The sequence below is a fragment of the Bremerella cremea genome (assembly GCF_039541315.1).
GTDB lineage: Bacteria > Planctomycetota > Planctomycetia > Pirellulales > Pirellulaceae > Bremerella > Bremerella cremea.
Genome location: NZ_BAABFZ010000003.1, coordinates 1,230,462 through 1,242,059, shown reverse-complemented (window position 1 = coordinate 1,242,059; position 11,598 = coordinate 1,230,462). Strand labels below are relative to the sequence as shown.

The 11,598-nt window shown below is 57.4% G+C and carries 6 protein-coding genes; 4 read left to right on the top strand and 2 right to left on the bottom strand.

Features of this window, described 5'->3' with window-relative positions:
- Positions 1 to 460: 460 nt before the first annotated feature.
- The 4 genes from ABD890_RS07325 to ABD890_RS07310 all read left to right on the top strand — a co-directional run bounded on the left by ABD890_RS07325 (position 461) and on the right by ABD890_RS07310 (position 8,921).
- Positions 461 to 799, top strand: coding sequence for a hypothetical protein (locus ABD890_RS07325; protein ID WP_345087376.1), 339 nt, complete (start codon positions 461 to 463; stop codon positions 797 to 799).
- A 53-nt stretch (positions 800 to 852) separates the two neighbouring features.
- The gene (locus ABD890_RS07320; RefSeq protein WP_345087374.1) at positions 853 to 2,238 is read left to right on the top strand and encodes a helix-turn-helix domain-containing protein; all 1,386 of its coding nucleotides are present in this window, start codon (positions 853 to 855) and stop codon (positions 2,236 to 2,238) included.
- 429 nt (positions 2,239 to 2,667) lie between these two features.
- Positions 2,668 to 5,796 (top strand): hypothetical protein, encoded by a 3,129-nt coding sequence (locus ABD890_RS07315; RefSeq protein WP_345087372.1) that lies wholly within the window; start codon positions 2,668 to 2,670, stop codon positions 5,794 to 5,796.
- A 14-nt stretch (positions 5,797 to 5,810) separates the two neighbouring features.
- A complete protein-coding gene (locus ABD890_RS07310) occupies positions 5,811 to 8,921 on the top strand; it encodes a cytochrome c biogenesis protein (RefSeq protein ID WP_345087370.1) in 3,111 nt (1,036 codons plus the stop codon).
- Between the two features lie 134 nt (positions 8,922 to 9,055).
- On the opposite strand, the gene ABD890_RS07305 is transcribed toward ABD890_RS07310, so the two are convergent.
- Both ABD890_RS07305 and aroC read right to left on the bottom strand, forming a co-directional pair.
- Positions 9,056 to 10,294, bottom strand: coding sequence for a hypothetical protein (locus ABD890_RS07305; RefSeq protein WP_345087368.1), 1,239 nt, complete (start codon positions 10,292 to 10,294; stop codon positions 9,056 to 9,058).
- 45 nt (positions 10,295 to 10,339) lie between these two features.
- On the bottom strand, positions 10,340 to 11,485 hold the full coding sequence (gene aroC / locus ABD890_RS07300; protein ID WP_345087366.1) for a chorismate synthase: 1,146 nt from the start codon (positions 11,483 to 11,485) through the stop codon (positions 10,340 to 10,342).
- Positions 11,486 to 11,598 lie beyond the last annotated feature (113 nt).

Below are 11,598 nucleotides of genomic sequence, written 5' to 3'. Positions count from 1 at the left end.
GTCGGGGCAAATGACACCTCGATAACCTCCGCTTTACAGCGGACTTACCTAAAAAGACAACGCACGTAAGTGTGTTTGAATTAAATCCCGGGGGGGAAATGAATGTTCGGCCGACGGATTAGTCCGTCGGCCGATGTTCTTTCTTGACTAAGTTTTTTCTCGCCCATTCGCCAACGCGATCTACTTGCGAGCGTTCTCCCCGAAATGGTGGTTTTCTCGCAGAGATTTCCCCCGCCGCCGTCAATGCATCGATATCGCTGTTTGTCGGTTTCCGGCCCGCTGGTAAACTCCCGACTCTTCGGAAAATAGGGCCTGTTGGGCTTGCTTTCCACCCGACCGGGTGTTGAAGTCCCCCATATCTCCCTAACCAACCGTCAGATAAATAGTTGCATCTCGGAAATGGGCTTCTAGAATAGGTCATAGAGGTCCGATTCCGTAAATCGCGTAATCTAGGTGATTTATGTGGAAGTCGATCCTCTCGGCGGCTGTGGTAATGGTCGCTGTGATGCTCTGCGTAGAACTTTTCCGTGATACCTCATCTGTATTTGCCCAGAAGCATGCCGGGCTACCGGTCTCGGCCGGTTTGGTCGTGCATTCAGCGAAGTCGGATGACGGTGGCCAGTTGATGATTATGGTCGACCCTGAGACGAGGGTGATGGCCGTATATCACGTCGATGGAAACAACGGAAAAGTTTCCCTGCGCAGCGTTCGCAACTTACAATGGGATTTACTCATCGAGGAATTCAACGGGGGCACTCCTAGCCCGCGTGAGATTCGCACATTGCTCAATCAGTCGTAGGGCGCCGCGTTGGTCTGTGGCTCTCTACGAGGTTGGTACCTTTGGGAGCCATCATGGCCGACTATATTCCGCTTTCTGACTTTGCCGCCAAGCTGGGCGTTTCCGAAGAGACGATTCAAGATCTGCGCGAACGTGGTAAGGTTCGTGCCTTTCGTGACGGTTCCAGCTGGAAGTTCAAGGAAGACGAACTCGATAAAGCTCGCTCGATCATGGCCGAGGAAGGTATTGGCTTCTCGGACGCAGGCAGCAGCGACAGCGAAAGCCAGGAGTTCGAACTGAGCGGCATTTCGGATCCTGAAGAAGGCTCGTCCGGCTCGATGGACAGCCTTTTGATCTCGGACGTAGGCGACGGCGATGCCGGATCGTCCAATATCATCAGCGATGACTCCGATAGCTCGCTCAACCTGGATAGCGATATCGGTTTGGGCGACTCGTCCAGCAGCATCGACCCTGCCGCCGAATCAAACCTCAGCAGTCTTTCGCTGGGAGAAGGTTCCGACATTCTGGAAGGCTCGTCGATCAATAAGCCTGTTGACGAAGAAGAATTCAGCCTGGCGGATGACGACGACGAAGAGCTGAGCTTGGTCGACGACGGCAGCGACGCGAACATTGACCTCGGTTCGGAACCATCCGATCCGGAAGGTACCGGCAGCGGTTTGAGCCTTGGTCTGGAAGATGACTCGCTCGACCTCGGCACCAGCGGGATCGGTCTGGAAGATAATGACAGCAGCGGGGAGCTGACGCTCGACATCGAAGATGACGAAGACAGCAGCATGGACCTGCTGGTGAGTGAAAGCGAACTGGGGCTGGCTGACGACGAAGTCTCGGCAGACGATGGCAGCGAAATCAATCTGATCGACGACGACAGCGGCGTTGGCTTGGCTTCTGATTCGGAAGACGACAGCGAGTTCTCGCTTTCGAGCGGCGACAGCGGACTGGAACTGATCAGTGCGGACGACGCCGAAGAAGTCGCCGTGGCAGCAAGTGCCGGCGATGACGACGACGGTATCGAAGCCCTTGGCGGTGGTGCCGAAGCCGACTTCATGCTGACGCCGATTGAAGGGGACCTGGAAGACGACGACAGCGGATCGCAGGTGATTGCCCTCGATTCCGACTCGATGTCATCGGAATCGGGCCTGTTCGGTAGTTCGACCCTGGAAGGGGGCGACTTCGGTGGTCTGGGCGATGCAGGCGATGGCCTGGAGGCGGACGAGCCAGCGATGGCTGGTACTAGTTCCAGGGCAGCGGCTCCGGTTGCAGCAGCTCCGGCGGAAGTCCCTTACTCGCTGATGAACGTCCTGAGCCTGGGGCTTACTGCGGTTCTGATGATCGGTTGCGGCCTGATGGTCACCGACCTGATGTGGAACATGTGGAGCTACAACGAGCCTTACGCTCTGAGCAGCACCCTGATGGATGGCGTGCTGAGCATGCTTCCGTAAGCGATTCGTCGCGGAAAAAATCGAAATTCACACAGCCGTGGCTCGAGCCAATTCGATCCACGGCTGTTTTCGTTTCTGCCCGAAGTCCCAGAACGGCAAAATCGGAACCTCGGATCGGTCCTTCTGGGCCATCCCACCCCAAAGACCATGTATCCGTCCGGGGGCGGGGCGCTATAATAGAGAATAGTCTCGTCAGCGAACGACATCCGCTTATGCGTAAGTCGTTCGCTAACGAGACGTTTTAGCCAAATGATACCTGAAGATCGGGCCCCGCTTCCCGGTGTTCAACCCCCGATAAACATACGAAGCCGCGAACGTGGTGCCGCTGCCGTGGCTAAGGGTGAAGATCCTTCCTATTCGGATTCCCGAAACCACGAGCCTGCCGGTGCGCTGGCGTTGGCGTGCTTCCTGACCTCCATGGAATAGAACGTGGCAAGACCCAAACTTGTCTCCCCAGATCAACCACTAGCGATCCGGGTGCTGCTTCACATCTACGAGTTTGCCGCTTCCCTTAGCTTGGCCGTGGTGCTGCTGAGTGCGATGGCGATTGCGTTGATATACGCAACCTTCGTCGAAGCAACCTTCAATACTGACGTGGTGCAGTTCTACGTCTACCGCTCGTGGTGGTTCGGACTGATCTACGGCCTGCTGGCGATCAACATCTTCTGCGCGGCAGCGATTCGTTATCCCTGGAAACGGCATCAGACCGGCTTCGTGATCACGCACATCGGTTTGCTGATGTTGCTGCTGAGCGGTGCCATTAGCCGAACCAAGGGGATCGACGCTCAGGTTCACGTGTGGGAACACGCTTCGTCAGAGCTTGCGTTCGACAATGCTTACTACTTCGATCTGCGAGTCGATGACAGTCCTCAGTCGAATCCCCTGGTGATGGCCGATCCAGCCACGATCGAACGGCACACGATCGACTTCGAACCAGGGATGTTCAACTGGTCTGCCTACGACGACGGCTTCGCCAACTGGAAAGTGGCCGAACCAGAGTTGGCTCGCTGGTTCAAACCGGTTTTGTACTCCTCGATGCGAAATCGTGCCGGCAACGTCTTGTTTAACCGGGACGACGTGAAGTTGGAAGTGCTGGACTACTATGCCGACTGCAACTGGTGGGAAAACACGCCGACCGTGCAGTTGATGATGAGCATGCCCAAGACCACCGAACGCGCGTCGGACGGAACGATGAAGCCGGTCGGTGAGCAATGGATTCCGATTCGCATGTCGGTCTTCAAGGCACCACAGCAGCCGAAGTACAAGTACGGCATCGGCGATAGCCAGCGCAGCGGCGGTGGCTACATGACCTTCCACATGGCCGGCAATCGCGCCGCGACGGAAGCCTTCCTCGAGTGCGTTCCGGAAGAGGGTTCGATTGGTGAAAGCGGCCAGCTGATACTGTACGCCGGTGGCAAGAAGACGGTGATCCAGGTTCAAGAGAACTTGCAGAAAGAACCGCAGTCGCTGGAAGGAAGCGACCTCAAGTATCAAATCAAAGCCTACTACCCGACGGCCCAGCTCGATCAGGTCGACGGGCAAGAGTTTGCCTGGGTCGAAGTACCAGAAGAGGAAGGTGCCGAGCCACGCAATCCGACCGTCGTGGTCGACATCTTCGAGGGAGACAAAAAGGTCGATCAGTTGACGCTGCTGGCGAACATGCCGCAGATGAACATGCAGGGCTTCGAGTCGGATGTCTATGGCCACTACTGGTACGACTTCGGCGAGAAAGACGTCGCCGAGTTGATGCGTGGTGGGGAAGCTGGTTCGCGAATCGATGTGATCCAAGGCGTTGCCAAAGATGCGACCGATCCCGATGCCCCCGAGTCGAAGCGAGTTTTCTATCGCTATTGGAATCGCAAGTCGGTCGTCGCTTCGGGTGAACTCAATGAGAAGGGAACCGAAGCCAGTGCGGTCGATGCATTCAAGATGCCATTCGCCACGCTCAAGATGTATGTCAAAAGCTTCGTCCCTTCTGATAAGCCGAAGCCTCAGCCGATGCCGGTTGCCTTTGGTGTCTCGGGGCCGATGGGCAATACTCCGGCCGCGAAGGTCCGTTTGACCGTCGATGGGGAATCGGAAGAGTTCTGGCTCCGGGCTCACATGAATGAACCTGACGTCGGCCTCGGTGAAGGCTCGACGCAGCGCACCGTAAAAGTGGGCGATCGCCAGGTGAAGCTCTCGATGCCGATTCAGTCGTACCCGATCGGTTTCCGCATTCATCTCGATCAATTTGAACGCCGCCTCGATCCTGGTACCTCGCAGCCGTCGCATTATTCGAGCGATGTTCAGTACATCGATCGACTACACGACCGATACGTGATGATGCTGAAGCAAGGCAGCGATCAGATGGAAAAGATCGATGTGCCTGCTTCCCGCAATCCAACCTACGTGGGACGTCACGGAGAGTTTCTGTATTGGATCGACGATACCGAGAAGTCACAGGCCATCTACGCCAAGAATCTGGGTGACGCGTCCGAGCCTGCCTCGGAACTGATTCGCTCGGCAGGCAAGAATCCGCGGAACCTGGTCATCGACGTCGATGGAGGCAAGCTGTGGTGGCTGTCGAAACAGCCTAACCGCCTGGCTCGTGGTGATGTCGATGTGTTGATGCAGGCCGATATCGCTGGCGGTAGTCTGCGTGCGATTTCGATGTTCGAGCGTTCGCCGCGTGGCCTGGCCGTCGATTCCCAGGCCGACTGGGTTTACTTTGGCAATCCGGCTACCAAGTCGATCGGTCGCATGAAGACCGACGGAACCGAAATGGATGTCGAATGGCTGAAGGGAACCGGTGTGGTCACCAGTCTGGTGGTCGATCCGTCGGCCAAGCAGATTTACTTCACCGATGTTACCAACAACGCGATCGGCAAGTCATCGACCGAAGAGCCACGCGTGTCGTACGTTTACACCTACACCAGGAAGGGGCACCCCAACAGTCTGGCGATCGATACCGACCGCCAGACGCTGTTCTGGAGTGACGATACGCCGAACGGCATCGATCCGTTGGCTCGCAAGAACCTGAGCGATCCCAGCCTCGATCGCAGCAAGCCGCAAGAGATCAACACGGTGATCTATGCGTATGATTTGAAAGGCAAATCGCGTGAGCCAGCTCGGCACGAAGCTTCGCTGATGAGCAAGCCGGACGGACTGGCTGTCGACGCGAAGAGTGGCGATTTGTTATTCACGCAGACCGCACTTTTGAAGCGTGATATCTGGATCACGATGAACGCTCCGGACGACTTCACCGAACCGGCTGGTCGACGCGATCTGCGTATCTTCCAGGAATCGTTCGATGGTCCTTACCTGGCCGGCACGCCGCAGTATCGCGAGTTCGTGCCAAGCCGCAGCAACGACCCAGAAGTCTATAAGTCGGTCTTCTCGGTCAATTACGATCCGGGCACAGCGCTCCGTTATTGGGGCTGTTTGTTCGTGATCGGGGGTATCGCGTGCATGTTCTACATGCGTGCCTATTTCTTCAAGACAAAACGTTCGACCGATCCCGAGGCCCGAGCGAAAGCTCATCCGGCCAAGATCGAGTCAGAAGTGGTTTCGCGATAATGACTGGTAATGCAATGAAAAACAGTATCCTTCAAACGACCTGGATCGCAGCCCTGGTGCTGTGTGGCAGTTTGCTGGCAAGCAGCACGGTCAACGCCGCCGAGCCCTTTCCGGATGATATCTGGCGACAGATCCCGGTCTATCATCACGGCCGCGTGAAGCCGATGGATGCGTATGCCCGCCAGGTCACCCAGAAGATCACCGACTTCAACAAGTCGAAGCCAAAGTTCAATCTGGTCGACTACTACACTGCCGAAGAGCTGAAGAGCCCCGAACTAGCCGGCGCGCTCGAGATCTTTCCAGAAGGCAAAGAACGCAAGTTCACGCCCAGCCAGTTGCTTTACGATTGGCTGGTCCGTCCCGAGAAGTGGGAACGCGTTCCGTTCATTTACCTCGGCCGAGAAGACGTTCGTAAGGAACTCGATCTGCCGATCAACAGTCCGAACAGCATCAAGCTGAACTTCGTTTCGCCGCACGAGATTGCGACGTCGGTCAAGCTTCGCGAATACCTGCAAGACATGGAGAAGCGTCGTCAGGAACAGATGCCGCAAGGTGAACTGACCGAGACCGCGATGGACACCCATATCTGGCGGGAACTGCTGTTCCGCTACGGAGTGTTCCGGGAAGTGACGCTCGATCCGCTGAAGGATATTGTCTCGACCAGTCCGCTGCCTGCCCCAGGCCAGCGAGATCGTTTCATCGGTCAGGTCTACGCCGCTGGTAAGGTGATCTTTGGAGAGCCTGGTGAAGAACGCCCGCTGCGTGGTCAGTTGCAAACGCTACAGCAGTTTGGTGGCACCCATCCATTGAGCATCGCCTCGAAGGAACTGCTCGACTCGTACGACGAATTGTATGAACTGTCGCGTGACGCCTGGGTTGAACCAGTCGCCTTGCTGCAGGACGACTCGCCTGACATCGTACTGCCTGATCATCCACCGACCGTTGAAGAAGCCGAGCCGATCGTCCAGCGTTTTCAGGATGCAGCCCGAAACATGGCCGACATCCTCGAGCAGCAGCGTGACAATGTGAACGACAGCACCACGCTAACCGACGACGAGTACGACAACATCAAGCCCATGTTCCAGTCGATGCTGGTTCGTGTGCGAGAGCTGGAACACATGGCATTGGAAACCCACTTGGGTCTCTACGAAAACGCCAACGCCGCCGCTCAGACTTCGTCGACGGCCATGGATCGCAGCGGGAATCATGTGCAGATCGTTCCTTCGCTCAACCCTTTCGCACTGAGCAAGTCGCGTGACCCGAAAGACCTGTCGCAGCCATGGCTCGGTTTGACGACCGTGCTGTATGGTTCCGATGCGGTGCTCGATCAATACGACATGTCGCTGATCCAGTCCGTGCGGGCCAACTGGAAGGCGACCAAGCAGGCCTACCTGGAAGGCAAAGACGCTCGTGCTCCGATGGAGAAGCTTTCGCAGAGCTTGCAGCGTCTGGGCGACGTCGACACCGAACAACGCGTGGCTGTGTTGGAAGAAACGATCGGGGCCGACCAACGCGATCCAGGCATCCTCGCCTATACCGCGTATCCGCCGGCCGGAAGCTATCGAATCGCGACCGAAGTTCGCTACAACACGATGGACCCATTCATGTATGCCTGGGTCTTCACGTTCATCGCGACCATCGGTTTTGGTCTGGCATTCGCCGTGATGCGGAAGCCAATGTTCTGGACCGGCGTGCTGTTTTTGGTGCTGGGCATCATCTGGTCGAGTTACGGCTTCTACATGCGAGTCATCGTGACTGGTTGGGCACCAGTGACCAACATGTACGAAACAGTCATTTTCGTGCCGTGGGTTGTTTGTACGTTGGGCCTGGTGTTCCTGATTTTGCCACTGATCGAACGAGGTCGCTTGGGTGCCTGGCGTGCGACGGCGATTCCTTACACCTGGGAAGCTGCTCCGCTGGAACGTAGTCAACTCGAGATGTTCGCACCGAGCGTCTGGAGCATCTTCAATTGGTGCTCGACGCTGATTCGAGTTCCGGTCATGATCGGCATGTTCAACTTCATGACGATGCAGCCGGTTTACGACGGCAATCGCCCGATCATCAACCTGACCGACTTCTGGGAACAGTCGAGTGCGCATGGTCCGATCTATGCATCGATCTTCTTCCTGGTGAAAGTCTTAGTTCTCGCCTTGAGCTTGTGGTACATCCCGCGTCTGCTGGTGGCTGCCGTGGCTCTGCCGCTGTTCTGCGTTTACGACTGGTTCGTCGTCGATAAGAACTTGGGCGATCGGTTCTCGAAAACCTATCAGCGTAACTACTACGGTCTGGCCGCCGCTGCGTGCGGAACGTTTTTGCTGTGCGTCGCTTCGATTGCTCCGATTGTCGACACCGGTTCTTCCCGCGTGCTCAATACCGAGTTCTCGCCGCTTCAGCCGGTGCTTCGCTCGAACGTCTGGCTGACCATTCACGTGCTGACCATCGTGGCCAGCTACGGGGCAGGGATCCTGGCATGGGGCCTCGGTTGGTTGGCCCTGGGCTACTACATGTTCGGCAAGTATCGTGCTCCGGTCATGGCCAGCCCGCTGAATGAAGGCCTGGCACCTGCCCATGCTCATGGACCGCAGATGAGCTATCGTCCGCCTGAAGAGTGCTTCACGCTGGGACAGCAATGTTACCGAGCGATCCAGGTCGCCGTGCTGCTGTTGGCTACCGGAACGATTCTGGGTGGTATCTGGGCCGACGTTTCCTGGGGCCGCTTCTGGGGCTGGGATCCGAAGGAAGTCTGGGCGTTGGTGACGCTGTTGATCTACGTCGCGATTCTGCATGCCCGGTTCGCTGGCTGGTTCAACAACTTCGGCCTGGTCGTGGGAACGATCATCGGCTTCTCGGCAATCGTCGGAAGTTGGTACGGGGTGAACTTCTTGTTGCCGCTATTCAAAGGTGGCGACGCGGTTGGTCTGCACTCGTACGGTAGTGGCGGTAAGGGAAGTGAAATCATGGTGATGGGTTTCGTCGCCGCCAACTGGATTGGTTTGGGGCTGGTCGCACTGCGATTCCAGCTCTCGAAGCTGTCGGTGGTCGACGAGAACGAGATCAAAGAAGTGGTCATCAAGACCGACCTGCCAGAACCCAAGGACGACACCGGGCTGGCCAACGCCCCGTAGTCTTCGTTCAAGAGACGCCAGGGGAATTCGCCCCTGGCTAATGGCAAGAACAACGAGAGCCCCAGCGGAGCGACATCAACCGAGATTCGGTCAGCAGGTGTCGCCCCGCTGGGGCTCTTACTATACGCGAACGACTATCGCCGTGTACCGCTAGGCTGTTCGGCCAACATCGGCACCGTGAACCAGCGAGCCCAATCAACCGAAGGCTGCGAGGCAGGAATCGTCGACGAGTTGTTGTCGTGGAAAACGCTCACCAGGTTGGTCGCTGGCAGGCGTTCTACTTCACTTTCCAGTACCAGCGGTTGTTCCAGACCGGCCAACATCGTTCCGACCGGCATGTCGTTCATGTCGTAGCTGCAGAGCCCGGTCAGTTTCATTCGGCCATGATCAAGCTCGAAGCCGATCGCCATCTTGTGATAGGCCACCATGTCTTGCTGGTGGAAGGTTGGGACCACGCGAACCTTGAGGTGCTCGATGGCCCGGTCGACCATGCTGCGGGAAAGCCAGCCGTTGTAAGACCAGATCCCGCCACGTCCCTCGATGAAAGCGTTGTCACGAATGACGACGCGTTGGAAGTGCAGTTCGGCGCTGCCCGAACCAAGCTGCTGATTGCTGGCGAGCGCTGTTTGCAGATCGATTTGCTCGAACTTTCCGGCCAGCTCCAAGTGCGGCGTTGGATGGTTCAGTTCCATCGTAATCTGCCCAGCGAACCGGGCATCGGGACCAAGCCCAGCCAGGTCAGGCAAGGCTTCGCGTAGTGGGTAGGTATCGATTGGCTTCTCGAAAGTAGTCGCGAGAAACACCTTCCAGTGCTGTGGATGTGACGTGTCGAGATTCGCGACCAGCGGCGGAGCGTCGATCTCGTTGCCGACGAGCATGCTGCTGGTGAGTGCCGGCTGCGCGTGAGGATGATGCTTCACGTCGAGCTGATGAAACGTCGGCAGCGAGCTGTCGCGGAAGCGAATGGTGCCGACGCAAAGTCGCAAGGAATGTCCGCCGGAGCGATCGAGTAGGATGCCTTCCTGGAGCGTTTCCCAGAGGCGGACTCGAGAGGTGAAGTCGACTTCGGCTTCGTCGGCCGAAAGCTGCCAGGTATCGTCGACCAGCTCCGCTTTCAGTACCGGGATGGTCACCGCATCGGTGCCGGCCCGTTCAAGGCGGACGTCTTCAAAGACCCACTTCGATGGCTTGGGGTTGTAGTATTTCGCGATCTGGCACTTCAGGCCGATCAGATCGGTCAGACGAGCTTCGACCGAATCGACGCTCCACGTGGACTGGCGATACATGATCCAACTGAGCGTACAAATTGTCGGCAAGACGCATCCCAACAGGAATGCGAACCGGCAAAGCAGGCGTCTGGTTGATTCATGCATGCCGAACATCCTTGGTTGGCGTGCGAATACGTTGTGGGCCGCGGATTAACGCTTCCGAGCCATCTCTTGAAACAGTTGGTAACGGGCCTTCATTTCCTCGAGGCTGTCACCACCGAACTTGTCGACCATCGCCACCGCGATCTCGAAAGCAACGACGCTTTCGACAATCACACTGGCGGCTGAAACCGCACAAACATCGCTACGTTCGTACGACGCGGCGTCGGTCTCTTTGGTTTCCAGGTTGACCGATTCCAGCGGCTTTCGCAGCGTGCTGATCGGCTTCTTGGCGGCACGCACCACGATCGTTTGACCGTTGGTCATGCCTGCTTCCAGGCCACCGGCGTTGTTGGTCGGCCGTGTGTAACCCAGGCTTGGTGTATCTAGCTGCGAGGCGTCGTAGTGAATCGGATCGTGAACCTGCGAGCCTGGCAGACGCGCTGCCTCGAAGCCCATTCCGATCTCGACACCCTTGATCGCTTGAACGGCCATGACTGCTTGAGCCAGCTTGCCGTCGAGCTTGCGTTCCCACTGGGCATGTGTACCCAGACCGAACGGGGCCCCCACGACGCGCACTTCGACAATTCCGCCGAGCGTATCGCCTGCCTTGCCGGTCTTGTCGATCAGTTCTTTGAACTGCGGATCTTGTTCGGGGTTGAGCGAGTAAATGATGCTCTCGTCGCGCTTGGTAACCATCGCATCGACATCGTCGACGTTCTTGGGACGATCGATCGCGACGCCCCCCAGTTCGTCCACGAAGCCGTAGACCTGGATGCCGAACTCGGCGAGCAGTTGCTTGGCCAACGCACCGGCGGCCACGCGAACCGCCGTCTCGCGAGCACTGGCACGTTCGAGAATGGCCCGGATCGGACCGAGGTACTTGATCGCACCGGTCAGGTCGCCGTGGCCAGGACGCGGACGAGGAAGATCGTCCAGGCGTTCCAGTTTGTAGTCGCGATTGATCACTTGCAGAGCGATTGGGCTGCCGAGCGTCAGGCCTTTCCAGATCCCGGTCATGACCTCGACCTTGTCGGTCTCGATCCGCTGTCGACCGCCGCGGCCATACCCGCCCTGGCGTCGAGCCAGCTCGCGATTGATGGGTTCTTCGTCGATCGAAAGTCCGGCCGGAAAGCCGTCGATCATGGCGAGAAGGGTTTTACCGTGGGATTCGCCCGCTGTCCAATAACGCAACATTATGCAAAATAAAGACTTTGGTCCTGAGCTGGTCTCCTTCAGAGCCTTCGTTGGAAGGGCTGAAATCGGATAGACTACCCCAGGTACCGAGGTTAAGTGCAAACCGATCTTCG

Coding starts and splice junctions, on each gene's coding strand:
- aroC (WP_345087366.1), bottom strand. CDS start 11,485: ATGTTGCGTTATTGGACAGCGGGCGAATCCCACGGTAAAACCCTTCTC.
- ABD890_RS07320 (WP_345087374.1), top strand. CDS start 853: ATGGCCGACTATATTCCGCTTTCTGACTTTGCCGCCAAGCTGGGCGTT.
- ABD890_RS07310 (WP_345087370.1), top strand. CDS start 5,811: ATGAAAAACAGTATCCTTCAAACGACCTGGATCGCAGCCCTGGTGCTG.
- ABD890_RS07305 (WP_345087368.1), bottom strand. CDS start 10,294: ATGCATGAATCAACCAGACGCCTGCTTTGCCGGTTCGCATTCCTGTTG.
- ABD890_RS07325 (WP_345087376.1), top strand. CDS start 461: ATGTGGAAGTCGATCCTCTCGGCGGCTGTGGTAATGGTCGCTGTGATG.